At 65.8% G+C, this 25,950-nt stretch carries 22 protein-coding genes; 17 read left to right on the top strand and 5 right to left on the bottom strand.

Annotation, left to right across the window (positions count from 1 at the left end; all coding sequences use genetic code 11):
• Positions 1-129 precede the first annotated feature (129 nt).
• From amaB to BDO18943_RS17700, 4 genes are all read left to right on the top strand, one after another.
• Positions 130-1,641 (top strand): L-piperidine-6-carboxylate dehydrogenase, encoded by a 1,512-nt coding sequence (gene amaB / locus BDO18943_RS17715; protein ID WP_043180790.1) that lies wholly within the window; start codon positions 130-132, stop codon positions 1,639-1,641.
• Positions 1,642-1,874: 233 nt separating this feature from the next.
• A complete protein-coding gene (locus tag BDO18943_RS17710) occupies positions 1,875-2,312 on the top strand; it encodes a hypothetical protein (protein WP_175023414.1) in 438 nt (145 codons plus the stop codon).
• 35 nt (positions 2,313-2,347) lie between these two features.
• Positions 2,348-2,755 carry a VOC family protein gene (locus BDO18943_RS17705; RefSeq protein ID WP_175023413.1) on the top strand — a complete coding sequence of 136 codons (408 nt, stop codon included), beginning with the start codon at positions 2,348-2,350 and terminating at the stop codon, positions 2,753-2,755.
• A 23-nt stretch (positions 2,756-2,778) separates the two neighbouring features.
• On the top strand, positions 2,779-3,195 hold the full coding sequence (locus tag BDO18943_RS17700; protein ID WP_175023412.1) for a hypothetical protein: 417 nt from the start codon (positions 2,779-2,781) through the stop codon (positions 3,193-3,195).
• A gap of 28 nt (positions 3,196-3,223) precedes the next feature.
• On the opposite strand, the gene BDO18943_RS17695 is transcribed toward BDO18943_RS17700, so the two are convergent.
• A complete protein-coding gene (locus tag BDO18943_RS17695) occupies positions 3,224-5,668 on the bottom strand; it encodes a DUF3772 domain-containing protein (RefSeq protein WP_175023411.1) in 2,445 nt (814 codons plus the stop codon).
• A 90-nt stretch (positions 5,669-5,758) separates the two neighbouring features.
• Here BDO18943_RS17695 and BDO18943_RS17690 point away from each other — a divergent pair, with 90 nt between their 5' ends.
• From BDO18943_RS17690 to BDO18943_RS17650, 9 genes are all read left to right on the top strand, one after another.
• Positions 5,759-6,349 (top strand): hypothetical protein, encoded by a 591-nt coding sequence (locus tag BDO18943_RS17690; protein ID WP_175023410.1) that lies wholly within the window; start codon positions 5,759-5,761, stop codon positions 6,347-6,349.
• Positions 6,349-6,732, top strand: a complete 384-nt coding sequence (locus BDO18943_RS17685) for a DUF2750 domain-containing protein (protein WP_175023432.1) — start codon at positions 6,349-6,351, stop codon at positions 6,730-6,732. Before BDO18943_RS17690 ends, BDO18943_RS17685 begins: the two co-directional genes overlap by 1 nt.
• 49 nt (positions 6,733-6,781) lie before the next feature.
• On the top strand, positions 6,782-7,171 hold the full coding sequence (locus BDO18943_RS17680; RefSeq protein WP_175023409.1) for a hypothetical protein: 390 nt from the start codon (positions 6,782-6,784) through the stop codon (positions 7,169-7,171).
• A 107-nt stretch (positions 7,172-7,278) separates the two neighbouring features.
• Positions 7,279-7,854 (top strand): imm11 family protein, encoded by a 576-nt coding sequence (locus tag BDO18943_RS17675; RefSeq protein ID WP_175023408.1) that lies wholly within the window; start codon positions 7,279-7,281, stop codon positions 7,852-7,854.
• 79 nt (positions 7,855-7,933) lie between these two features.
• Positions 7,934-8,560, top strand: coding sequence for a hypothetical protein (locus tag BDO18943_RS17670; RefSeq protein ID WP_175023407.1), 627 nt, complete (start codon positions 7,934-7,936; stop codon positions 8,558-8,560).
• A gap of 167 nt (positions 8,561-8,727) precedes the next feature.
• Positions 8,728-10,155, top strand: a complete 1,428-nt coding sequence (locus BDO18943_RS17665; RefSeq protein ID WP_175023406.1) for an MFS transporter — start codon at positions 8,728-8,730, stop codon at positions 10,153-10,155.
• A gap of 399 nt (positions 10,156-10,554) precedes the next feature.
• Positions 10,555-11,883, top strand: a complete 1,329-nt coding sequence (locus tag BDO18943_RS17660; RefSeq protein WP_175023405.1) for a hypothetical protein — start codon at positions 10,555-10,557, stop codon at positions 11,881-11,883.
• 160 nt (positions 11,884-12,043) lie between these two features.
• Entirely contained in the window at positions 12,044-13,156 is a 1,113-nt protein-coding gene (locus tag BDO18943_RS17655; RefSeq protein WP_175023404.1) for a porin, read from the top strand.
• Positions 13,157-13,166: 10 nt separating this feature from the next.
• Positions 13,167-14,219, top strand: a complete 1,053-nt coding sequence (locus BDO18943_RS17650; RefSeq protein ID WP_175023403.1) for a nucleoside hydrolase — start codon at positions 13,167-13,169, stop codon at positions 14,217-14,219.
• A 34-nt stretch (positions 14,220-14,253) separates the two neighbouring features.
• On the opposite strand, the gene BDO18943_RS17645 is transcribed toward BDO18943_RS17650, so the two are convergent.
• Entirely contained in the window at positions 14,254-15,165 is a 912-nt protein-coding gene (locus BDO18943_RS17645) for a LysR family transcriptional regulator (protein WP_089448332.1), read from the bottom strand.
• Between the two features lie 94 nt (positions 15,166-15,259).
• Between BDO18943_RS17645 and BDO18943_RS17640 the strand changes: the two genes are divergently transcribed.
• Both BDO18943_RS17640 and add read left to right on the top strand, forming a co-directional pair.
• Positions 15,260-16,609, top strand: coding sequence for an NCS2 family permease (locus tag BDO18943_RS17640; RefSeq protein WP_175023402.1), 1,350 nt, complete (start codon positions 15,260-15,262; stop codon positions 16,607-16,609).
• 46 nt (positions 16,610-16,655) lie between these two features.
• Positions 16,656-17,756, top strand: a complete 1,101-nt coding sequence (gene add / locus BDO18943_RS17635) for an adenosine deaminase (protein ID WP_175023401.1) — start codon at positions 16,656-16,658, stop codon at positions 17,754-17,756.
• A gap of 35 nt (positions 17,757-17,791) precedes the next feature.
• Here add and BDO18943_RS17630 read toward each other — a convergent pair whose 3' ends face one another.
• Entirely contained in the window at positions 17,792-18,238 is a 447-nt protein-coding gene (locus BDO18943_RS17630; RefSeq protein WP_175023400.1) for a nuclear transport factor 2 family protein, read from the bottom strand.
• 279 nt (positions 18,239-18,517) lie between these two features.
• Between BDO18943_RS17630 and BDO18943_RS42675 the strand changes: the two genes are divergently transcribed.
• A complete protein-coding gene (locus BDO18943_RS42675) occupies positions 18,518-19,780 on the top strand; it encodes a hypothetical protein (RefSeq protein ID WP_235996085.1) in 1,263 nt (420 codons plus the stop codon).
• Between the two features lie 298 nt (positions 19,781-20,078).
• Here BDO18943_RS42675 and BDO18943_RS17620 read toward each other — a convergent pair whose 3' ends face one another.
• Together BDO18943_RS17620 and BDO18943_RS17615 are read right to left on the bottom strand one after the other, a co-directional pair.
• The gene (locus BDO18943_RS17620) at positions 20,079-22,310 is read right to left on the bottom strand and encodes a penicillin-binding protein 1A (protein ID WP_175023399.1); all 2,232 of its coding nucleotides are present in this window, start codon (positions 22,308-22,310) and stop codon (positions 20,079-20,081) included.
• Between the two features lie 245 nt (positions 22,311-22,555).
• Positions 22,556-24,841, bottom strand: coding sequence for a TonB-dependent receptor (locus BDO18943_RS17615; RefSeq protein WP_175023398.1), 2,286 nt, complete (start codon positions 24,839-24,841; stop codon positions 22,556-22,558).
• 362 nt (positions 24,842-25,203) lie between these two features.
• Between BDO18943_RS17615 and BDO18943_RS17610 the strand changes: the two genes are divergently transcribed.
• Positions 25,204-25,860 carry a response regulator gene (locus tag BDO18943_RS17610; RefSeq protein WP_175023397.1) on the top strand — a complete coding sequence of 219 codons (657 nt, stop codon included), beginning with the start codon at positions 25,204-25,206 and terminating at the stop codon, positions 25,858-25,860.
• The last annotated feature ends 90 nt before the right edge of the window (positions 25,861-25,950 follow it).

Here is a 25,950-nt window from a genome sequence, read left to right as displayed (position 1 = left end):
TGCGCCGGACGGCGCACCGGGCCCGCCGCGCGGCGCATCCGCTTGCACAGGGCGCGCGAACGCGCTCCAATCGAATCACGCGGGCGGCGCTGCCGCCGCACCGATCAATCTGTCCCTGAAGAGGAAGTGATGCAATTCAACGACATTCTTGCTGCGCTCGATATCGATCTCGCCCAGTGGAAAGGCAATGCACTGACCGCGCGTTCGCCGCTCGACGGCGCGACGCTCGCGACGCTGGCTGTCGATACGCCGGCCGACGCAGAGCGCAAGATCGACGCTGCGCACGACGCATTCCTCAAGTGGCGCACGGTGCCGGCGCCGGTGCGCGGCGAGTTCGTGCGCGTGTTCGGCAACGTGCTCCGTGAGCACAAGGCCGAACTGGGCCGTCTCGTCACGCTTGAAGCCGGCAAGATCACGTCGGAAGGGCTCGGCGAAGTGCAGGAAATGATCGACATCTGCGATTTCGCGGTCGGCCTGTCGCGCCAGCTCTACGGTCTGACGATCGCGTCCGAGCGCCCGGGCCACCGGATGATGGAAACGTGGCACCCGATCGGCGTGTGCGGCGTGATCTCGGCGTTCAACTTCCCGGTCGCCGTGTGGGCCTGGAACGCGGCGCTCGCGTTCGTGTGCGGCGATTCGGTCGTGTGGAAGCCGTCCGAAAAGACGCCGCTCACCGCGATCGCGTGCCATGTGCTGCTCGAGAAGGCGATTCGCGAGTTCGAGAAGACGCATCCGGGCGTCGCGCCGAAGGGCCTGAGCCAGCTGGTGCTCGGCATGCGCGATGTCGGCGAGGTGCTGACGGCGTCGAAGAAGGTGCCGGTCGTCAGCGCGACGGGCAGCGTGCGGATGGGCCAGGAAGTCGCGAAGGTGCTGAGCCAGCGTCTCGCGCGCGGCATCCTCGAACTCGGCGGCAACAACGGGATGATCGTCGCGCCGAGCGCGGATCTGGATCTCGTCGTGCGCGCGGTCACGTTCGCGGCGGTCGGTACGGCCGGCCAGCGCTGCACGACGCTGCGTCGCCTGATCGTGCATCGCAGCCTGGTCGAACAGCTGCTGCCGCGCATCGAGAAGGCCTACACGTCGGTGAAGGTCGGCAACCCGCTTGAAGAAGGCACGCTGGTCGGCCCGCTGGTCGATCGCGCGTCGTTCGACGCGATGCAGAAGGCGCTGGGCGATGCACGCGAGCAGGGCGGCGAGGTGAAGGGCGGCGAGCGCGTCGACGTCGGTCACGCGGATGCGTACTACGTGCGTCCGGCCATCGTGCGGATGCCGAAGCAATCGGCGGTGGTCGAGCGCGAAACCTTCGCACCGATCCTGTACGTGATGGTCTACGACAACTTCGACGACGCGATTGAACTGCACAACGCGGTGCCGCAAGGCCTGTCGTCGGCGATCTTCACGAACGACATGCGCGAGGCCGAGCAGTTCATGTCGGCAGCGGGCAGCGACTGCGGGATCGTCAACGTGAACATCGGCACGAGCGGCGCGGAAATCGGCGGCGCGTTCGGTGGCGAGAAGGAAACGGGCGGCGGCCGCGAGTCGGGTTCGGATGCGTGGAAGGCTTACATGCGCCGCGCGACGAACACGATCAACTACAGCCGTCAGCTGCCGCTGGCACAGGGCGTGAAGTTCGACGTTTGATGCGGCGCGCCGGTTTCGGCGCTGCGTGTGAGTAGAAAGGGCCGGCTGCCGCGTTGCGGTGCCGGCCCTTGGTGTTTTGGGGCGGCGCAATGCGGTATCGTGCGCGTTGGCGCCGATCAGGGTGATGGGCGCGGGGGATTGGATGACAGGCCGGGAACGCGCGCGGGCGACACGTCGACAGATGCGTTTCCCGGCGAACGGATCAACCGGCCCCGGCTGACGGTATCGGGATCGTGAACGGAAACGAGCTTTTCGCGAGACTGGCGATGTGGGCGCCGGTCGACCTGCAGGTCTATGCGTCTGCGTGTTTGCGTCGTTATTGCGACGCAAACGGGGTTTCGCACGCGGCCATCGATGCCCTCCTCGCGCATCTCGATGCCATCGCGGTCGCCCGGAGCCTGCCCGAGTGGGCGAGCCAAGGAGCCTTGCTCGAACTGAACGGCAGAGGCGATCCGGTTCCGCCAGGCGTCGAATCGGCACTGCCGGACGGCGAGTTGCCAAGGTTCATGGCGTTGGTCGAGGCCGTCGTCGAAGTCGGGATCGTCGATCTGTACGGCGCGAGAACCGATCGGCCGCTGGCTTTTCTTCGCAAGACGATCGCCGTCCTGGAGCAGGGCGGGATTCCGTTGCCGCCATTGACGAAGGTGTCGGGTCGATCGGCATCGGGTTGAATACCGCGAAACCAACTGCAAGCAAGCGAGACAAGATGGACGACATCAAAAGCAAGGTCAGGTTTGTCATTCCGGTGAAGCCGAAGGGCATCCGGGACATGGTGGATTTCTATGGGCGTGGCCTGGGCTTTCAGGTCGTAGACGACCACGAAGTCTTGTTCGGGGGCGACGCCGGAGCCGGTCTGTTCGTCTATCGGGAGAAGCGCGATCCGGTCAGCGGCATCTCGATCCTGCAGATCTGGGTCGAAAAGGACTTCGGTGTCTTTTGCCGGCATCTGAAGGAGATCGGCGCGACGTTCACGGAGATCGCGCGCATGCGGGCCGGCTACGCAGCGCACGTCCTGGATCCCAGCGGAAACCTGATCACGATCCGGTGCGATGAGGATGACGCGCAGAACGACGAGATCGTCTACGGCTGGCCGGAGACGGTCACGATCGACTGACCGGATCGAGACGGAGAGGAAGAATGGATACGCTCGCCGACCTGATACGGGATGAATCGCTCTTTCAAGCGGATTGCATTGCGTTCAGCCGGACACGCGTGATCGGCTACACGGTGGCCGGTTCGCGGCTGGATCTGGATGAGGCGATCGAGATCGACGTATCGGAGGTCACCGATGCGTTCGAGCGATTTTCGATCGAGATCGACGGGGTGACCTATGCGGGCGGCGAGGGTGCGTCGCACGGGTCGTACGGCTTCTTTTACAAGCGGACGGGACACCGCGTCGACTGGATCGTGATGTCGACGACGTCGGATCCGTTCGTCGCCGCCCGGCGCGCGGGCGGCGCCATCGCATTCATGACGCAGGCCGGACATGAATGGGTGGTGTCCGGGGACGATGTCGCGAACCTGCGCATCGACCGCGGACAGCCTCCTGTCTAGCGCGAACGCGCGCGGCGCGGAACGTGCATCACTGCTCCGCCACCGGCATGTTCTGCACGACCAGCATCTGCGGGCTCGACAGCGTGATCCCCGCTGCGCGCAACTGTTTCAGGATTTCGAACAGCAGATCGCTCTTCGTCGAACCGGCGATCCGCGGGCTCGACACGTAACCCGTCACGCTCAGCGTGATGCCGTCCGGGGTGAGCTGGCTGAACGTGACCGACGGCGCCGGCTTCTCGAGAATCGCGTCATGCGAGCGATACGCGTCGAGCAGCAGGTCGCGCACCTGCTCGGGATCGGTGTTCAGCGGGAACGTCAGCGCCAGCGTCGCGACGCCCTGCGTGCTGTTGCCCATCGTCACGTTGCGCACGTTCTGCGAGATCAGCTGCGAATTCGGCACGATCACGGTCGAGCGGTCGCTGAGCTGGATCTCGGTCGCCCGCACGTTGATGCGGCGGATGTCGCCTTCGACGCCCGCGATGCTGACCATGTCGCCCACCTTTACCGGGCGCTCGGTCAGCAGGATCAGCCCCGACACGAAGTTCTTCACGATCTCCTGCAGGCCGAAGCCGATACCCACCGACAACGCGCTGACGATCCATGCGAGGTTGTTCCACCGGACGCCGAGCAGCCCGAGCGTCATCAGCACGAGCAGCACGTAGCCGACATTGGTGAACAGCGTGATCAGCGACACGCGCATGCCCGTATCCATGCCGAGTGCGGGCATGAACTCGCTGTCGAGCCAGCGGCGCAGCGAGCGCAGCAGGTAGAAGCCGATCGCGAACCCGATCACGGCGTTCAGGATCCGGTCGGGCATGATGTTCAGGCTCTGCAGCCGCTGGCTGCCGATCATCGCGACCGCGCTGTCGAGCAGGTCGCCCGGCGTCGTGCCGAAACCGCCCGTCAGCAGCGCGATCGCCGCGATCAGCATCAGCAGGCTCGTGCCGAAACCGGACAGGACCGTGCGGGCCTGGTCGAGGTGCCGGTCTTCGAGCGCGAACAGGTGCTTGATCTGCTGGCCGGTCGACAGGCTCGACGAGAACAGGCTTTCGCTCGCATCGCGCGTCAACTGGATCAGGATGTAGGTTGCGCACAGCACGATCTCGAACCACACGAGTTCGTACGTGATGAAGCGCGCGACCGTGATGTAACCGATCAGGAGTGCGATCAGCGACGCGACGATCGCCAGCGTGACGCCGGCGTGGATCAGCCCGGCGAGCGTCGAGCGCTGCTCGGGCGCCTCGCCGGCCGCCGCAAGCGCGGTGCGTGCGCGGTTCGAGCGCAGCAGCGACGCGCCGACCGTCAGCGCGACGACGAGCGACACGATACCGCGGCCGAACAGCGTGACCGACAGGCTGGTGTCGACGATCCGGTTGATCGATTCGAGCGTGCCGGACATCAGCAGCAGCGCCGCCAGGATGCCCGGGAAGGGCTTCATCGCGCGTGCGACGGGATCGGCGAGCGCGGGCAGGCGCCACGACGGATGCTTCGTGCAGAGCAGCGCACGGCCGAGCCCGGCGATCAGCGCGCAGGTCGCGGCGAGCTTCGCGAACTGGTCCCACAGATCGGTCAGCGACGGCGTGAGCGCGTAGTGGCGCGCGACGGCGAGGTAGAGGATCTGAATGGCGATGGCCGTGGCCAGGAACGTCGACAGCGCGGTCGACAGTGCCAGCGCGCTGCGGCGCAGGCGGGTGTGCGGCAGGCGGTTCAGCGCGATCCACGCGAGCCCGCGCTCGATCAGCCGGCGGCCGCCGAGCCACGCCGCGAACGCGGCGATCAGCAGCACCGTCGTGATCGCGCGCTGCCCGGGCACCCACGACGAATGCAGCATGTCGAACAGTTCGTCGTCGAAATCCTCGAGCCGCTGGCGGTCGTCCGGCGACAGGTGGAACAGCGGCAGCCAGAACTGCGCGCTGAAGATGCTGCCCGAACGGAACGCGAGCTGGTTCTTCAGCAGGCCGCGATGGAGCTTCGCGAACTGCTCGGTCAGGTTCGTGAGGCTGGTCTTCTGGTCAGCCGCCTGCTTCAGCGCCGCATCGATCTGCGTCTTGCGTGCGTCGAGCGTGGCCCGCTGCTTCGCGACGGCTGCCGTTTCCGGCGCGGCACCTTCGGCTGGCGGCGGGCCGAGCACGTCGAGTTGCGCCTGGATCTGCGCGCGTTGCGGCGTGAGATCGCTTTGCAGTTTCGCGACGTCGCTGCTCAGCTCCTGCGCAGAGTCGTCGAGCGCATCGAGTTCCTTGCTGTTGGTCGACGTCGAGGTCTGCTGCTTGATGCGGTCGAGCTCGACCTGCATCTGCTTGAGCTGCGTGACGGCGTCGCTCAGCGAGATGGCCGGCACGGGTGCGCCGACGCCGCTCGCCATCGGGGCCGAGGCGGCCCCGGGAAACGCCGACGCGGTCGCGATCGCCGCGAACTGCAGCAGCGCGATCAGCGCGATCCGGCGCGCGTAGAGGGATAGTCGTTGTATGGACATGGAATGCTTACGATTTGCCGACAATGCCGGTCGCCGAAAGGCGCCCGGAAGCCGGTGGTTGGCCCGGTAGCATGTTACCGGGGCGCGGAGGTGAACGACTCCCGAATGTGCATCTGTGGTGTCGCGGCGGCCGAAAAGGGGGACACACGGCGGGACGGGCTGTTTGCGCCGTTTTACGGCGGGTGTGTCGATCGAATTGCGCCGGAACGGGTGCATTTTTGGCGGCGGGCGATGGCCGGCGGCGGGACAGACGGTTACGAAATTTACATAAAGCCGGCGCGTGGGCGAACCGGACAAACGGGGCATGAGTCGCTGCCAGGTGCAGGGGAACGGGTGGCTGGACATTGTCCGGCCGTCCGGTCGTCGTACAATCCCGCGAGTTACCGGCAGGTCGTCCGGAGCACGAGACGCGGCTCGGTCGCCGAGCGTCGAAATACGAACAACGAAAAGAATCCTGAGAGCGTGGCAGATCAAACCCTTCCAACGAGCGCGGCGGATGAATGGGCAACGTCGTGGCCGTCCGATGCGGATCCGGGCGATAGCGTGCCGTTCGGCGAAGGTTTCAGTGCGCGCGGCGACGTTAACGTCAGCCGGCCGGTGCCGGTGGCTAACGCGATTCCGCACCCGGGCACGCTCGCGGCCGATGTCCATCAGACCCGACGTCGAGACGGAGGCGAGTGATGGCGCTTCACCCACGGAAGATCGAAAGCGTTCTGCGGCTCGATGCTCAGGCACGACTCGATTACTTCATTCGCAAGATTGCCGACTCGGAAGTCGTCTGGGGCCTGTTCGATACGGGGTGGGCGACCGCAACCGCAGAGGGCCGCATGGCGATTCCGTTCTGGCCCGAGCAGGACTTCGCGGCGCTATGTGCCGATGACGCGTGGACGGGCTTTCATGCGAAAGCGATTCCGCTCGACGCGTTCTTGTCGCGCTGGCTGCCCGGGATGGAGAAGGATCAAAGGCTATGCGCGGTTTTTCCGGCGCCGGCAGACAACGGGCAGCTTGTATTGCCGCGGGATCTGCTGGCGTCGATCCGGTTGGAACTGACGCAATATGAGTGAAGCGAAACGCGTTCGCTTCGGGACACGAATCAGGTTGAGGGTGTGATGCATGGGCTATTCCATCAATAAAAGCGATGTCATTCCGTATTCCCCGGACGCGCTGGGCAACTTCTTTTGCTATGCGTACGAGTGGGTGGATAACCTGAATTTCTGTCGCCCTGCCAGCGAATTCCTGAGCGATCCGGCGCCGTATGAACAGCTTGCACGCGAGCGGTTCCTTCAGGAAGGCTGGAGGGGAGATGGCCGTATCGAGCTGATGTGGCTTCCTCCGTTTGTATTGGGCGGAATGCTTGCCAACAGAGCGGACGAGTACCTGACGATCGCCGGCAAATTGTGGACGTATGGTCTGGCTCTCTGGCACGTCAAGCAGGACGCGGATGGCACGTCGTTCATCCTGTCGCCGGTAGCGCTGAATATGACTGGCTTCGGTATCGATTGAATCGGGGCGCTTGCATGAAATATTGTGCTTTGCTGCAGAAAAGCGAGCAGGGATGCACGGTCGGCGCATGCACGGGATCGATCCGCATGAAACTGATACGGTGAAAGATGACGAAAATCTGGACCACGGAGGCGGACTATCCGGAAAGCCGGATGGCACGCTATGACGACGCAAAAAACGGGGTGGATCGTTTCGAGTGGCAGGCGGGAAAGCGCGTCGCAACGCCAGCCCCTTTATCGTTCGAGCTACCACGAAGCGGGCGGTCAAAGATCGGGGATTACGGCGTCATCTGGTCGGACATCCTGATTCCGCTCGTCAGTGAAGCGGTGCGTGTTGCGATCGAGGCGCTGGTGAACGACGACGATGTTCAGTTCATCCCGGCTGTCATCGGCTCGAGCGGCGGCGCTATCGATGGCGCGTATTTTCTTCTCAACCCGCTGCGGAAAGTCGATGCGGTCGATCACGATGCTTCCGAGCCGATCATGGTGAAAATCCACGGGTTTCCTGACGCCAAGGTCGGCTTCAAAAAGATGGTCCTGCGCCCCGATTTCCCGGCCATCGGAATCGGTCGGCAATCCGATTCCCCGACCTACATTGTCGTCGGGGATCAACTGGCCGATGCCGTCCTGCGCGCCGCGAAGAAAGGCGTCCGGTTCACGCCGGGTATCCCGCCGGCCGGTTGAGACCCGATCAAGCAGGCGTGTTGTCGGCGATACCGGAGATCGGCGACAGCCGAGTGTGCCAAGCAAGGGGCGATCTATTGTGAAGTATTACGTTCTGTCTCAACGTTCAGCGCCAGGCTGCCCGGCCGGCATGCTCAATGGGGCGTTGTATGACCGGTACTATCCGGATGCCAGGCGCATCGAAGTGGGATATTTCCCGTGGTATGCCAATCCGTCGCGCGGGAAGGCACACGAACCGTTTCCCGACGGTGTGGTTTTCATCACCGAAGAGACTCGGTGCGATTTTGACGTTCGCAGCGACTTGGGTTTCTATTACCTGATCAGTGAGAGATTCGGGGCTGTCCTCTCTGCGCTGAGCGTCCCGATGGTTGATGTCGTGCCGGTCGAAATTCTGTCTTTGGCGGGAGAGCGGGTTTCCGGAAGGGACTATTGCGTGTCGATCTTCCCGAGCTTTCAACCCGAAGAGGTGGATGGCGGCGAGTCGGCGTTTGTGACTGGAAAGTTCGGTGGCATCGAGAGAATCAGAAAGCTGGTTGTTTCCAGCGATTTTTCATGCCCGGTCTTCAAGCTGGTCGGCATGGTTGGAAGCAGCAATTCGCTGATCTGCTCCGGGAATTTTCGCGACGAGGCTATCAGGCGTGGCATCGAAGGCGTCGAGTTTCTGGACGTGGAAAGTGTCGATTGGCCGGCCGTGAAGCCCGTGTGACGTTGTGCTCCAGTCGCGAGTGAGGGCGGCACCGGCTGGATTACCGCCGCTCCGGTGTGTCAGTCGACTGATGTGTTCCGCCGCTCGCCTCGCTAAAATGCGCGAAGCCGCTCGCCAGCAACGCTCTGGTAGCGCCAGGACAATCAAGAATCCGGAGACTTGCCACCATGGCATCCACCCAGCCCGACCCGCTCGCCGCAGCGGGCGCCGCCCGCCCCGCGGCGATCGACCCCGGCTCCATCTCGGCCCGCCTCGACCGCCTGCCGCCTACACGTACCGTCTGGAAGCTCGTCGTCCTGCTGAGCCTCGGCTTCTTCTTCGAGCTTTACGACTTGCTCTACAGTGGCTACGTCGCGCCCGGCCTCGTGAAAAGCGGGATCCTGTCGGCGACGACGCACGGCCTGTTCGGCACCACGGGCGTCGCGAGCTTCATCGCCGCGCTGTTCTCAGGGCTCTTCATCGGCACGATCGCGTGCGGCTTCCTCGCCGACCGCTTCGGCCGCCGCGCGATCTTCACGTGGTCGCTGCTGTGGTACACGGCCGCCAACGTCGTGATGGCGTTCCAGGACACCGCCGCGGGGCTGAACTTCTGGCGCTTCGTCGTCGGTCTCGGCCTGGGCGTCGAGATGGTGACGATCGGCACGTACATCTCCGAGCTCGTCCCGAAGCAGATCCGCGGCCGCGCGTTCGCGTGCGAGCAGGCGGTCGGGTTTGTCGCGGTGCCGGTGGTCGCGTTCCTCGCGTATCTGCTCGTGCCGCATGCGCCGTTCGGTCTCGATGGCTGGCGCTGGGTCGTGTTGATCGGCGCGCACGGCGCGCTGTTCGTGTGGTGGATTCGCCGCGAACTGCCGGAAAGCCCGCGCTGGCTCGCGCAGCAGGGCCGGGTCGACGAAGCCGACCGCATCATGCGTGCGCTCGAGGCGAAGGTCGAAGCCGAATACGGGCGGCCGCTGCCGCCGCCCGCGCCCGCCGAGCCCGTGCCGCCGCGCGGCAGCTTCCACGACATGTGGGTGCAGCCGTATCGCAACCGCACGATCATGATGACGATCTTCAACGTGTTCCAGACGGTCGGCTTCTACGGCTTCGCGAACTGGGTGCCGACGCTGCTGATCAAGCAGGGCATCACGATCACGTCGAGCCTGATGTATTCGAGCGTGATCGCGCTCGCCGCACCGATCGGCCCGCTGATCGGCCTCGTGATCGCCGACCGCTTCGAGCGCAAGTCGGTGATCGTCGTGATGGCGGCGGCGATCGTCGTCTGCGGGCTGCTGTTCAGCCAGACGACGGTGGGTGCATTCCTGATCGTGCTCGGCATCGGCCTCACGCTCGCCAGCAACATCATGTCGTACAGCTTCCACGCGTATCAGGCCGAGCTGTTCCCGACGTCGATCCGCGCACGGGCGGTCGGCTTCGTCTATTCGTGGAGCCGCTTCTCGGCGATCTTCTCGTCGTTCGTGATCGCGGCCGTGCTGAAGGGCTTCGGCACGTTCGGCGTGTTCGCGTTCATTGCGGGCGCGATGGTGATCGTGATGGCCGCGATCGGGCTCATGGGGCCGCGCACGAAGGGCATCGCGCTCGAAGCCATCTCGAAGTAATCGGCGATGGTGCACGCGTGTCGCACGGTTCGTGCGGCATGCGTGCGATGCGATGGCGATTGCATCGCGCGTACGACGTGTGCCGAGGATCGGGAATGATCCGGTATGCGAATCGATTTGAAGATGCAGGCGTGCCATGGCGAAACAGGCGACGACCTGTGCCGGTCTCGAACGCCCAACCAACAAGATTGCCACGTAACGAAAATACGGGCGGCAACGAGTTGAAACAAAGCGTGACGAAGCGCAAATCCGCCGGGAAACCGCCACTTGCGTCGCTGCCGATTCTTGCGCGGACGCGTAAAATGAAGGGCCTGACGACTCATTAGCCGCCATCGGACCGCACGCGTTGCGACAGCGAACGGCTCCGCCGCGAAGAGGCGTCGGCGCCGGGCGCACACGATGCGCCGGACGTGTCGATGGCTCGCGCGGAAGATGCGCCGTTCGCAACAGCAGTATGCGGCGGCCGGATCGGCCGATGGCTTCGAACGTATGATGCCTTTCAGCTTCACGCGGCGATTTGCGATGCCGCGTTGTCTTGCCCGCGCCACCGCAGCATGTATCTGGCTCGCTGCGGCGCTGCCGATCTCCGTGCTGGTCGAGCGGCCTGCCTTTGCGGCGTCCGACGCAGCTTCGCCTGCCGCTACGTCATCCTCATCAGTCGAGTCGCCGGCATCGGCGGCGTCCCGTGCGCATCCCGGTTCGTCGGCGCATGCGTTGCCGGGTGCGTCGGCGGCGAAGCCCGCACCTGCCGCATCACACGCGCGTCCTGCGGAGCCTGCCGGTCCGGCATCGGGTGCATCGGGCGCAACGAGTGCATCGGGAGCATCTGCAGCTTCCGCCGCTTCCGCCGCCACACCAGCATCGGCCGCTTCCGCCATGCCCGCCAGCGAGGCCGAGGCACCCGCACCGACACCGCCGCGCCGGCATCCGCCGCTGTCGGCGGAGGAGGCGAAAAATGCGACGGCGCGCGCGGTCGACATGCGCAAGCGCTTCACGCAGGAAGTCACGCGGCGCCTGAACGTGCCGGCAAGCGAGCAGCGCGCCTACGGCGAGCGGCTCCAGAAGGCGCTCGCCGATGCGGACCTCGGCGATCTCGCCGGCGAGTATGTGGCGATGGTCGACCGTGCCGCGACCGTGCAGGCGCTGTTCATCTACTTCCGCGCGACGCCGGCCAACGCGTGGGTGATGATCGGTGCATCGCCGGTCGGCACCGGGCTGCCGGGCAAGTACGACCACTTCCTGACGCCGCTCGGCGTGTTCCATCACTCGCCGGACAACATGGATTTCCGCGCGGAAGGCACGACGAACGAGAACGGCATTCGCGGCTACGGCCGCCGCGACATGCGCATCTACGACTTCGGCTGGGTGGATGGCGAGCGCGGTTGGGGCAAGGGCGGTGTGTCGCCGATGCGCTTCCAGATGCATGCGACCGATCCCGATCGCCTCGAATCGCTGCTCGGCATCCGGCACTCGAAAGGGTGCGTGCGGATTCCCGCGTCGCTGAACACGTTCTTCGACCGGCACGGCCTGCTCGACGACGATTACCAGGCGCGCGTCGAGGCCGGCAAGTCGCTGTGGGTGCTGCGTCGCGATCGCGACATCACGCCGATCGCGGGCCGCTACCTGGTCGTGATCGACAGCGCCCGCAAGACCCGCCCGGGGTGGTCGCCGTTACCGGGGCGCAAGGCGTGGTCGAAGGTGCCGAAGGGCGGCGACACGGCGGACTGACGGCCGGCGCGGCGGGCGCGGGAGCGATCCGGATGAGAATAAATCCGTTTTATTGATACATAAGAAAAGCAAACTTTTATTATCCGATCCGGGTTCGTATAGTCGAGTCCAGTTCGCGGAACCCTGCCGCGCCTGGACCACCACCGATCACACGACCCGCATGAAAACTCTCTACAAGCTCGCCCCGCTCGCGATGCTCGGCGCCTTCGCGACGCATGCCTGTGCGCAAAGCAGCATCACGCTGTACGGTCTCATCTCGGCCGGTGTCGGGTTCGCGACCAACCAGGGCGGCAAGAACGCCTGGCAGGCGCTGTCCGGCACGAACCAGAACCCGCGCTGGGGGCTGAAGGGCAAGGAGGATCTCGGGCAGGGGCTGTCCGCGATCTTCCAGCTGGAGAACGGCTTCAACGTGATGACGGGCACGGCCGCGCAGAACGGCCGCGAATTCGGGCGGATGGCCTACGTCGGCCTGGCCGATCGTACCTACGGCTCGCTGACGTTCGGCCGCCAGTACGACGCGATCCACGACTACATCGGGCCCGTGATCATCGCGAGCAACGGCGTGAACATCGGCGACAACGACAACGGCTACAACGACATCCGCGTGCAGAACTCGGTGAAGTACGTGAGCCCCGTCTACTACGGCCTGAAATTCACCGCGCTGTACGGCTTCAGCAACGCAACCGGCTTCGCGAACAACAGCGCATACAGCTTCGGCCTCGGTTACGAGCAGGGCCCGCTGCGCTGGAGCGCGGTCTACGCGCAGTACAACCATCCGTACAGCGCGACGAACCAGGACGGTGCGATCGCGAACGACTATGCGTCGCCGTTGCTGATCTTCAGCAAGAGCGCGATGTCGCCCGCGGCCTATGCGACCCGGCAGCGGATCGCGGGCACGGGCGGCTTCTACACGATCGGCCGCGCGCAGTTCGCGGCGATGTTTACCGACGTGCGCTACGATTACCTCGACAATACGCACCTGCACCTGCAGAACCTCGGCGTGAACGTCGTCTACACGATGACGCCGCAGCTCTTCCTCGGCGCCGCGTATGCGTTCACGAACGGCAAGTACGACGTGATCGACAAGCGGCCGAAATGGCACCAGGTGAACCTGCAGGCTGACTACTACCTGTCGAAACGCACCGACGTCGCGCTGACGGTGATCGCGCAGCAGGCGGCCGGCGACGCGGACCATGCGCAGATCTTCGCGTACGCGCGCTCGACCAGCACGCGCCAGATGATGGCGACGCTCGGCGTCCGGCATGTTTTCTGAGCGCCCGACCATGACCCATCCGATCGCATCCCGCCGCACCTTCCTGAAACTGTCCGCCGCGCTGGCCGGCACCGCGCTGCTGCCCGAAACGGGCGCGTTCGCAGCCGGTGGCGAGGCCGCGCCCCGCACGGTGATCATCGATACCGACCCGGGGCAGGACGACGCCATCGCGATCCTGTTCGCGCTGGGCGCGCGCGACCGGCTCGACGTGCGCGCGCTGACCGCCGTCGCGGGCAACGTGCCGCTCGACCTGACCGAACGCAATGCGCGGATCATCCGCGACTGGGCCGGCCGCACGAAGACGCTGCCCGTCTACGCAGGCTGTCCGCGTCCGCTCGTGCGCGACCTCGTGACGGCCGCGAACGTGCACGGCAAGACCGGGCTCGAAGGCGTCGAGCTGCACGAGCCGCGCGCCCCGCTTGCTGCCGGCCACGCGGTGTCGTATCTCGTGGATACGCTGAGCCGCGCGGCGCCGGGAAGCGTGACGCTGTGCGCGCTCGGCCCGTTGACGAACATCGCGACCGCGCTGGTCGAAGCGCCGCAGATTCGCGGCGCGCTGCGCGAAATCGTGCTGATGGGCGGCGCGTTCTTCGAGCGCGGCAACATCACGCCGGCCGCCGAATTCAACATCTACGTCGATCCGCAGGCGGCCGAAGTCGTATTCGGCAGCGGCGTGCCGATCGTCGTGCTGCCGCGCGACGTCGCGGTGAAGGCGCCGATCACGCCGGCGCGCGTCGCGCCGTTCCGCGCGCTCGGCAACCGCTGCGGCGCGGTCGTTGCCGACATCATGGATGCCGAGCTCGCATACAACAAGAAGCGGCGCGGCGTCGAAGATGCGCCGATGTACGACCCGACAGCGGTCGGCTATCTCGTCGATCCGACGTTGTTCGGCGGACGCAAGGTGAACGTGATGGTCGAGACGACCGGGCAGTGGACGCTCGGCGAGACCGTCGTCGACTGGAACGGGCGCAGCGGCCGCGCGGCGAACGCGACGTGGATCAACGAGGTCGACGCGGATCGCTTTTACGCCGCGCTCGTCGAACGGATCGCGAAGCTGCCCTGAACGCGGACAGCCACGCGGCGAACCGCGAATGTCATCAGATGTGCTTCGCAATCCATTCGCGGCAGGCACGGACGTGCGGGCCGCGATCGTCGCCGGCGAGCGAGATCAGCGAGATCGCACGGGTGACGCGCGGTTTGTCGACGCGCAGCGCGACGAGTTCGGGATCGTGCAGATGCATCGTGTAGAGGCTTGGCAGCACGGCGGTCGCGAGGCCGTTGCGCGCAAGCGCATAGAGCGGCTCGGTGTATTCCATCCGGTACGTGACGTTCAGGCGCAGCTTCTCGGCGCCGCCGGTGCGATGCAGCGATTCGCTGACGCTGCCGCGCACGAACACCGCGAGCTCGCGATCGACGAGCTTCGCCCACGTGACGCTCTTCGCGCGGGCGAGCGGATCGTCATGCCGCACGACGATCACGATCTCGTCCTCGAAGAGCTGCTGGTAGCGCAGCGTGCCGTCGTCGCTGTCCGGTTCGCGCACGCCGATGCCGAGATCCGCGACGCTGTCGCGCACGGCTTCGACGAGTGCGCTGTTCGGCAGGTCGGTGAGCGTGAAGCGCAGCGTCGGGTGGGCGTCACGCAGTGCGTTGAGCGCGGGCAGCAGGCGGCCCGCGACCGACGGGATGAACGCGATGCGCACGGTCTGGATGCGTTCGCCGATGAGCCGCGTCATGTCGTCGAAAGTGCCGCGGGCCTGGTTGAGCAGGCGTTCGGCGAGCGGCAGCACGGCTTCGCCCGCGGAGGTCAGCGTGAGCCGGTGTGCGGAGCGCGCGAACAGGCGCCCGCCGAGCAGGAACTCGATCTGGCGGATCGACGCGGTGAGCGCGGGCTGCGTGAGCGACAGCGCCTGCGCGGCCTGCGTGAAGCTGCGTGCGTGGGCGAGTACGACGAAGTGTTGGACCTGCCGCAGCGTGAGCGCGGGCAGCAGCGACGAGCGGTCGGACGACATCGGGCAATAACGGTCGGGATGCGGTACGCGGCAGTATAAGACCGCGCTGCGTGAATCGACACAGGACAATATTCGGAATCACAGGAGAACCACCATGTCAGCGACTGACACGATCCCGGCGCGAGCGCCGGCCAACTGGCTCGAACGCCGCTTCGCGCTCGCCGCGCGCGGCACGAGCGTGCGCACCGAGACGATCGCGGGCGTCACGTCGTTTCTCGCGGCCGCGTACCTGCTCGTCGTGATCCCGTCGCTGCTCGCGACGGGCGGGATGGAGCGCGGCGCGGCGACGACCGCGACGATCATCGTGTTCGTGCTGTTCACCACGCTGATGGGGCTCTACGCGAACCTGCCGTTCCTCGTCGGCCCCGGCATCGGCGGCTCGGTGATCATCGGCGTGACGCTCGCGACGACGGAGCACGTGGGCTGGCAGACGGGCCTCGGCATCGCCTGCGTATCGGGCGTGCTGTTCTTCCTGCTGACGATTTTTGGCGCGCGCGGCGTCGTGATGCGGCTGATACCGGTGCAGATCAAGCTCGGGCTCGGCGCGTCGATCGGGCTGTTCGTGACGATGCTCGGGCTGCGCAATGCGGGGATGGTCGTCGCGAACGCGAAGACCAACGCGTTCGCGCTCGGCGATTTCTCGCGGCCGGGCGCGCTCGTTGCGCTGATCGGCCTCGCGATTGCGATCGTGCTGCAGGCGCGCAAGGTGCCCGGCGCGATCCTGATCGCGATTCTCGTCGCGGCCGCGGCCGGCGTGCCGCTCGGCGTCACGCATCTGCCCGCATCGTTCGTGTCGCTGCCGCACAGCATCGCGCCGATCGCATTCAAGCTCGACATTCGCAGCGCGTTGACCCTCGCGGCCGCGCCGTACCTGTTCGCGTTCTTCGCGGCGGAATTCTTCTCGACGCTCGGCACCGCGCTTGCGGTCGGCGCGAAGGCGAACCTGCTCGACGAACACGGCAACCTGCCGAACATCAACCGGCCGTTCCTCGTCGATTCGCTCGCGGCGACGATCGGGCCCGTGTTCGGTATTCCCGCGCTGACCGCGCTGATCGAATCGGCGGCGGGCGTCGAGGCCGGGGGCCGCAGCGGGCTGTCGTCGCTGGCTGCTGCCGTGCTGTTCGCCGCGATGCTGCTGTTCGTGCCGGTCGCGCTCGCGATCCCGAAAGAGGCGACCGCGCCGGCGCTGATCCTGATCGGGCTGTCGATGTTCGCGACGATCCGCCATACGCATTTCGACGATTTCACCGATGCGCTGCCCGTGATGTCGATGGTGCTGCTCACGCTGATGTCGAACAGCTTCGGCACCGGCATCGCGGGCGGGCTGCTGTGCTACGTGCTCGTCAAGCTGCTGGCCGGCCGCTGGCGCGACGTGTCGTGGGGGCTCGTCGTACTCGCGATTCCGCTCGGCTATTACTTCTGGACCGTCGTGAAGCCGCACTGAGAGACGGCATTCGCGACGCATCGGCACACCCGCAAAAGAGACTGACATGAAGGCAACACCAGGTAACGTCCCGGCCGCGCGCACGGGCATCGAGATCACGCCCGCCCACCGGGCCTTCTTCCACGCGCTGCCGAAGGTCGAGCTGCATTGCCACCTGCTCGGCGCGGTGCGGCACGACACGTTCGTCGCGCTCGCGGAGCGCAGCGGCGCACCGATCGAGCGCGCGGAGATCGACGCGTTCTATGCGCGCGGCGAGAAGCCGGTCGGCGTGCTGCACGTGCTGCGCGCGCTAGACAAGTATTTGCTCACGCGGCCCGACGACCTGCGGCGCATCGCGTACGAGTATCTGGAGGATGCGGCCGCGCACAACGTTCGGCATGCGGAATTCTTCTGGAATCCGACCGGCACGGTGCACGTGTCGGGCATTCCGTATGCGGACGCGCAGGCCGCGATCGTGACGGCGATTCGCGACGCCGCGCGCGACTTCGGAATCGGCGCATGCCTGATCCCGAGCATCGACCGCGAGCAGGATCCGGACGAAGCGGTCGCGATCGTCGAATGGATGAAGTCAAATCGCGCGGATGAAGTCGCGGGGATCGGGATCGACTATCGCGAGAACGACCGGCCGCCGGAACTGTTCTGGAAGGCTTACCGCAATGCGCGCGCGGCGGGTTTTCGCACGACCGCGCATGCGGGCGAGTTCGGGATGCCGTGGCGCAACGTCGAGACGGCCGTCGATCTGCTGCAGGTCGATCGCGTCGATCACGGTTATACGATCGTCGACAATCCGGAGCTGTGCGCGCGCTATGCGGAACGCGGGATCGTCTTCACCGTCGTGCCGACGAATTCGTATTACCTGCGCACGCTGCCGCCGGAGCAATGGGCGGAACTGCACCCGATGCGCAAGATGCCGGGCCTCGGGCTGAAGATCCATCCGAACACCGACGATCCGACGCTGCACAAGGTCAACCCGTCCGAGGCGTGGGAGCTGATGTTCAGCCATTTCGGCTTTACCGTGGCCGACCTGAAGCAATTCATGCTGAACGGGATCGACGGCGCGTGGGTCGACGACGCGACGAAGGCTGCGTGGCGCGCGGCGTGGGCGCCGGAATTCGACGCGCTGGCCGCGCCGCTCGCGGCGGGCTGAGCGCGCGCTGCGTGCAGTCACCGCCGGCCGGCCCGTCAGCCGGTCAGCGAATCGTTCGGGTGGTCACGCAGGTCGCCCGCGAAATCGAACAGCGTGTAATCGCGGAACGCGAAGCGCCACGTGCCGTCGACGCGCTCGAACGCGTCGTGATAGCGGCCTGCCGCGATCGGTTGCAACGCCAGGCCGCCGGTGGCTTGCAGCGCCGTGTAGTACGAACGAGCCGTCGCGCGCTGCGCGGCTTCGTCGATCTCGATGATCGGATTCGTGATCACATGCCGGGTGCGCGGCGTGCCGCACGCGTGGCGCTTCACGCACGCGTCGAACAGTTCGAGCAGCTTGTCCGCGCCGATCGTCGGCGCCGCTTCCGCGACCTTGATCCGCGCATGCCGGAACAGCTCGGCCATGCCCGGCAGGTCGCCGGCATCGAGCAGCTCCGCGTAGCGGTACAGCAGGTTCGCGATTTCGACAGCGCTTGCGCTCATGCAGCCTCCGGCATCGATGGATGACGACGGCGATGGTGCGCGGTGTGCGGCCATTCCGCTTCGTCCGGGTGGACCAAGGCGGCGCGTCGCGCGGACCGGACCCGGCACCGGTGTGCCGTCATTTCTCCGCGCCGCTTCATGCCACATGTCGCTTCGCGGGCTGGCATACACCGGTCGCGTTCGCTATATTGGCGTCCGGCGGCATCCTGTCGTGCCGCCGCCGCCGTGCGCGCCCGCGCTGGCATTCCGACAACAATTCGAACCTCGAGAGGCCCTGCCGTGCGCATTCCCGTTTTCTGTCTGATGATGTTCGTGTCGCTGTCCGCGCACGCCGCGAGCGGCTGCGACGGCCTGCTCGGCGACTACGCGCCGGCCGCCGGCAAGCCCGCGACCATGCGGGTCGAGAAGGTGGGCGGCGACATCGTGCTGCGCATGCGCGACGCCGGCCGGTGGAGCGTCGAAACCGCCCCGACGCACGTCGCGGAACTCGATATGGACGGCCCGGAGAAGCCGCCTGCCGACGCCTGCATCCTCGACGTGCCGGGCGGCGAACTGATCAAGATGCCGATCGGCTCGCCGTATCAGGTGACGTCGATCACGGGCAGCAACTTCACGACGAAGCATTCGACCACGGGCGTCCTGTTTCGGGTGGAGCAGGGCTTCCAGGTCGACGGCATCGAGCTGTATCCGGTCGCGCACAGCGGCGATTCGCCGCCGCTTCCCACGAAGGCGGTGCCGGGCCGCGAGATCGCCGGCATGGGGCCGTGCCCCGGCTACCATGCGCCCGACATGAGCCAGGCGGACTTCGACGGGCTGTCGGATCGCGCGCGCAAATACTTCGCCGGCCTCGACCCGGTGCAGCAGCGCGAATTCGTGTGCGGGCAGACGCTCGACCAGATCGTCGGCGACGGCTTGTCGTCGAACGACGCGAAGACCGTCGATTCGATGTGGCGCTGGCTCGACGTGCTGCTGCACGCGCACCAGGTGCCGCGCGACGAGCATGGCATCGACGACCGCTGGCGTGTGGCCGGCCAGTTGCTGCACGACAACCGTACGAATGCCGATGCCAAGGCATCGCCGGACCACGCGCGCCGGCAGGCGCTCGTGCTCGACCTGCTGGTGCCGAACCTGCCGCCGCCCGACACGCTGCGCGACGGGCGCGAGGACCAGGCGAGCGATCTTGCCGCCGAACTCGTGAAACTGCCGGAAGCCGATGCGCTCGCCGCGCTCGGCAAGCTGCACGCGAGCGGCGCGCTGAGCTGGCAAATCCACGACAACAATCCGTACCATCTCGCCGACGCCGCGTTGTCCGACGCGTTGAATCCGCCCGTGTCGGCATCGGTGTTCGCGTTGCTCGTGAAGGATACGAACCCGGTGGTGTTGCAGAGCGATACGCTGCTTCGCGGCGAGGTGAGCGAGCATCACGTCGAGGGCGTGCGACGGCTGTTGGGTGCCGGCGTGAAGCCGACCGCGAAGGTGCTGGCCGAGGCGGGCGACGATCCGGAGATGCTGCGGCTGCTGAAGGCGGCGGCCGCGCGCTGACGTTCGGCTCCGCGCGCGGTGCCGGCGCGCATCGGCCGGCTTGCGGCGTTCGTCGTCGCAGCATCCGCTGCCCGGCGAGGACCCGGCGCTCGCACGCCGGTTCGACACGCTCGTGCGCCATCCCGGCGAATCGATCGATGCGCTTGGCGATGCGCACGGTGCTGATGCCGTGGTTCGTGCGGCGCGTCGCGATCGTGCGCAACGGGCGCGGCGGCGAACCGGTCTCACGCATTGCGTGACGACCACGCATCGATGAATCGCGAGGCCGGCATGATCCGCAGCCCGGCCGGCTTCACGATCAGCGGAAAATCTTCAACCAGTCGAACAACCCGACGTGCGGCCGCCGTTTCGGCGCGGCCGCCGGCGCGCTGCGCGGCCGGAAGTCCGGCGAGAACTGCGCATGCGGATCGATCGCGCGCGCCCGCAGCGCCGCATCGTAGAACGTACCGACGATCGGCAGCGCGCTGTGCGCGCCCGCACCCCAGTAGTCGCTGCGCAGCGTCACGCTGCCGTCGTCGAAGCCGACCCACGCGCCGGCCACGAGCTGCGGATGCATCAGGATGAACCAGCCGTCCGCGTTGTCCTGCGTCGTGCCCGTCTTGCCGGCGACGTCGACGCGGATCCCGTAGCGCGAGCGGATGTCGGCGCCGGTGCCGCGATCGACGACGTCGCGCATCACGTCGACCAGCGTCTGCGCGGCGGGCGCCGGCAGCGCACGTTCAGGCGGCGCGCTGCCGAAGGTGGCGAGCACCTTGCCGTCGCGATCCTCGATGCGCGTGATCATCTGCGGCGCGACGTACACGCCGCGGTTCGCGATCGTGCCGTACGCGGACACCATCTCCTTCAGCGTGACGGGGCTCGTGCCGAGCGCGAGCGACGGTACCGCGTCGAGCGGGCTTTCACGCACACCCATCGCACGCGCGAGCTGCGCGACCTTCGCGGCACCTTCCTGCTGCATCACCTGCGCGGTGATGCGGTTGCGCGACAGCGCGAGCGCATCGCGCAGCGTCATCGGCTCGCCCGTCGGCGGCTCCGCATCGGTGGGGCGCCACACTGCGCGGCCGCCGACCGGGATCGCGACAGGGCGGTCGACGAACGTATCGCCCGGCCGCATGCCGTCCGCGAACGCGGCGCCATAGACGAACGGCTTGAACGTCGAGCCCGGCTGACGCCGCGCCTGCGAGACGTGATCGAACGGCTCGCTGCCGAAATCGGGACTGCCGACCCACGCGCGAATCGCGCCGTTGCGCGGATCGATCGCGACGAAGCCGGCCTGCACCTGCGTCTTGCGCTCGCACAGCGCGCGCATGAATTCCCGATTGGCGCCGAGCTGCTTCAGCGCAGGCACATCGGCAAGCCCCGTGTCGCGCGCCTGGCGATACTCGGGCGTCTGGCGGATGAAGCTGCGGAACAGGTCGTTGCGCAGCCCGCAGCCGGACGGGCCGCGCCACGCGCTGTCGGCAATCGCCTGCAGCCGTTCGGTCTGCCGCGTCAGCGCCTGCGTCGCCATGTCCTGCAGTCGCGCGTCGAGCGTCGTGCGTACGACGAGGCCGTCCGAGTACAGATCGTAGTTGTTGCGATCGGCCCACGCGATCAGCCATTTGCGCAGCTGCACCGCGAAGTGCGGGGCGAGGCCGGGCTGCCCCGACTGCGGCTCGAAGTCGACGCGCAGCGGCTGGCGTTGCAGTTTCGCGAGCTGCTGCGGCGTCAGCATGTGCATCTGCGCCATCCGGTCGAGCACGATGTTGCGCCGCTGTACCGCGCGCTCCGGATTCAGCACCGGGTTGTAGTAGCTGTTGCCCTTCAGCATCCCGACGAGCGTCGCGCTTTCGACGATGTCGAGCTGGTCGGCCGACTTGCCGAAGTAGGTGCGCGCGGCCATTTCGACGCCGTACGCGTTGTACAGGAACGGCACGGTGTTCAGGTAGGTCTCGAGAATCTCGTCCTTGCTGTACACCGACTCGATCTTGAACGCAGTGATCAGCTCCTTCACCTTGCGCGTGAGCGTCGGTGCGCGGCCGACTTCGTCCGGATACAGGTTGCGGGCGAGCTGCTGCGTGATCGTCGAGCCGCCCTGGCGATTGCCCGAGAACGTGTGCAGCCCGGCCGCGATCGTGCGGCGCCAGTCGATGCCGTGATGCGCGTAGAAGCGGTGATCCTCGGTCGCGATCAGCGCGTCGACCATGTGCGGCGAGATCTGCTTGAGCGGCACCCATTCGCGGTTGACCGGCCGGAACTCGGCGATCAGCTGGCCGTCGGCGGACAGCACGCGCGCGGGGCGGTCGATGCGCGCCTTGCGGATGTCGCCGATGCTCGGCGTGAACGGGACGAATGCGAGCAGCACCAGCAGGCCCAGCACCGGTATGGCGGCGAGCGTCAGCGCGACGCCGCGGCGCGTCGGATGACGCAGGCGATGCAGCACGCCGGCGCCCAGCGCGCGGATGCGCGCGCCGCTGGCGGCGGCGAACGGTACGACGCGGGCGCGGCAATGGCGCCACGCATCTCGGAGAAGCGGCACGAAGCGATTCAAGGCGGCAGGAGCGCGGAGGGAAGAGGCGCGATCCTAGCAAACGGCGCACGTGCGACACCGGCCAAAATGGCTGTTTGCTTGCAGGATTTACAGACGATTACGTTTGTTGCCCGCCGACAACCTTTTGCCACTCGCGCGGATGCGATTCCGCTGACGAATCGCGGCCGGCCTGCTGTTACGAGGGGCCGCCCGATCAGCGCGGCGCGATGTATGCCGGTCGTCGCACATCGGGCGGGCCCGCGCGGTCATTTCCACGCATAGTGCAGTCCCACCCACGCGCCACGCGGCGCGCCCACGCCGACGAACTGCTCGCTCACGGGATTCGCGGGGTCGTAAGTGTGGCCCGGTCCGTTGAAGAAATTCTCGCCGAGTACGCCGAAGCTCGCGTATTGCTTGTTGAGCAGGTTCGTCACGGTCGCGAAGAGCTGCAGTTGTTTCGTCACATTCCACGTTGCATCGAGATCGATCAGGAAATAGCCCGCGATCTTGCCGTTCGTATCCTGGTTGTTCTCGTCGCCGCGCGCGAAGATGCTGCCGCGCCATGTGAGGTTGGCGCCCAGATCGACCTGCGAGACGGGTGTGTAGTCGAGTCGCAGCTTCACCGTGTTCGCAGGAATGCCGGGAATGCGGTCGCTTGATCGCACGACGATGTTGCCGTTCGCGTCGGCGCTCGAATTGCTCTGACTGCTTTCGACGAAGGTCGATTGATAGGTCGCGTCCACGTAGCTATAGTTCGCGCCGATGCCGACCGGGCCGAACTTCGTGTGCGCGCCCATTTCGAAACCCTGGCGACGCGTCTTGCCGACGTTCTGGAAATACCCCTGGCTGCTCGCACCGCTGCTGACGAACTGTATGTCGTCGGAAAGCGTCGTGCGCCAGGCTGCGATGTTCCAGGTCGTCGCCGAGCCGATGCGCCCGCGCGCGCCGATTTCAACGGTCTTGGCGATCACGGGCTGGAGGTTCGGATCGGAGACGAAGTCGTTCGGCAGCGAGCAGGGTGCGTTCGGATCCGCGCACGCGAGCTCGATCACGGTAGGCGAGCGCATGCCCTCGTTGTAGGCCGCATAGACGGTCAGCGCCGGCGTGGGGTTCCAGTTCACGCCGAAGGCCGGATTGAAGCGAGAGAACGTGTGATGCCCGTCTAGCGCAGGCTGCTGGCCGCTTTCGTCGCCGATATTGGCGCGTGCCCAGTCGTAGCGTCCGGAGACGGTGGCCGAGAGCTGTGGCGTGAGCGAGAGCGTGTCGCTGAAATACAGCCCGTAGTTCGCGCTATGCGTTTTTGCATTGGTCTGGAGCTGATAGTTACCGATGCCCACAGTCGCACGCGTCGCCGTGAAGTAGGCGTCCTGTTGCGACGCGAGATACGTCGAGTTTGCCAGGTCCGCGTTCGCGCCGAGCACGAACTGATTCTTCATGGCCAGCAACTTGCCAAGCAGCGTCAGTTGCAGGCTTGCGCCGTAGCTATCGGTCGTGATGTCCGAAAGCGCGTTGGTGCCTTCGGCTGAATTCGGATCGGTGGGCTGGAAATTGTTGTTGTTATTGCTGCTGATATTGGTGTTGTCGTAGTGGCGGTAATACACGTTGCCGCTTAACTCGACGTTGTCATTGAAATAGTGGTCGCCCGACAGCGTGACCCAGGCAGCCTTGTTTTTGTTCTGGTCCGGGTACGTGTAGGCCTGGCGCCGGTTGTCGAGAAACGAGCGCGGGATCGTCTGCGACCCCTGCAAGGTATTGTCCGCGCCGCCCGCCGAGACCGAAAGCGTCGTATCCGGATCGGTGTAACGCAGCTTGCCGAAGCCCTGACGCACCCTGCTCGAGTTGTGGTCGGCCCAGCCGTTGTCGTTCGCGACATTGCCGGTCACGTAGTAGTCGAGGTTTGAGCCGATGGTGCCGCCCTGTTCGATCTGGGCGGTCTTGCGCCCCCAGGAACCGCCGCTGATCTCGACTTCACCGCCGGGATGCGCACGACCGTTCTTCGTCGAAATCGCGAGGGCGCCGCCGAGCGTGTTCAAGCCATAGGTGGGGTTCGATCCAGGGATCAGCTGAATCGTGTCGATGGCCGCCGGCGGGATGAGATCCCAATTGACCACGTCACCGAACGGCTCATTCACGCGCACGCCGTCGAGAAACACGGAGAGGCCCTGTGGCGTGCCGAGCAGCGGCGACGCCGTCGAGCCACGATAGTTCACGTCGGTCTGCCAGGGGTTGCCCTGCGCTTCGTTGATATCGACGCTCTGCAGATTCTTTTCGAAGTAGTCGGTGAGCGTCGCACGATGCTGATTCCCGATCTCGCTCGCGCGGATGGTTTGCACGTTTGCCGGCACCTGCGTAAGCGGTGTGCCGATACCGAGCAGCGGTGTCGTACCGATGACGACGATCGTCTGCAGCAGCGTGTCTGCGTCGGCCGTGGCCGGCGCGGCTTGCGCCGCGACATCGAGCGATGCGCCTGCCAGTACGGTGCCGCAGCAGAGCGCGACACAGACACGGCGCCGGTAGCGCGGCGAGGCCGGGCGGTTTTCGCATGGGTCCATCGTTCTTCCCTTGTCGTACATTCGCGTGACGCGACGATCGCTGGATGCCCGGTCGACAAGAGCATTACACAGGCGCCGCGGGTTGCACGCGGGAAGATTTCCCGAAGTGTGCCGCGCGCTGGCATGGAAAGGAAAATTCAGATCTTCAGAATCACGCGTCGCGAGTGGACCTCATCGCAAATCATTACGTTTTCCTTGCTATCTGTTGAGGATGACATTGATCTGAAAGGGGGAGTGGAATGGATACATTTCCATAATCCGCATGTTCGGCCGGGAAAAAACGGGGCAAGATTGTAGCGATCAGTGACGCGTGCAGACGAAACGCTAAGACGTCGGACATTTCGATACACGAGGCCCGCCACGTGCCCCCACGCCTTTCTATATTGCTCGTTGATGACCACGCGGTCGTGCGCGAAGGCTATAAGAGACTGATCGAGTTCGAATCGGATCTTTACGTATGCGGTGAGGCCAGGCATGCAGCAGAGGCCTATCCCGCCTTCTGCGCGCTGCGGCCCGATGTGGTCGTGATGGAAGTGTCGCTGCCGGGCCCGAGCGGGATCGAGGCCATCCGCCGCATGCTTGCGCGTGAGCGCGCAGCGCATATCCTGATATTCAGTGTCCGTGAGGAAACGATGTTCGTGCGCCGCTCGCTCGCCGCGGGGGCACTCGGTTACGTGACCAAGGCCAGTGCCCCCGACGTGCTGGTCGATGCGGTTCGCACCGTGGCGAGCGGGCGTCGATTCCTGAGTCCCGACGTCGCACAGGCGCTGCACGCGAGCGATGCGTTTCAGGACGGACAAGTTGACAGCGCGCTGTCGGCGCGCGAGTTCGAGGTGCTGGGACTGCTCATCCAGGGTTATACGTTGCTCGCCATCGGCGAGAAACTCGGTATCAGTCGGAAGACCGTGGCCAACCATCAATCGATGCTCCGTCAGAAGTTCGGAGCGGACAACAGCGTGCAACTTGCCCGCATGGCTGGCCAGTTCGGTCTGCCGTTTCAATCGGTTCCAGGCAGTTGATTTCAGATCGGATCTTTCAGCAGAGGCATGCCATTGATTATTAGTAATACAAAGTGAAATGGAAGGCGATCAGTCGCCGAAGATAGCTCT

The organism is Burkholderia aenigmatica, assembly GCF_902499175.1.
GTDB lineage: Bacteria > Pseudomonadota > Gammaproteobacteria > Burkholderiales > Burkholderiaceae > Burkholderia > Burkholderia aenigmatica.
This window is presented reverse-complemented; position numbering and strand designations above follow the sequence as displayed.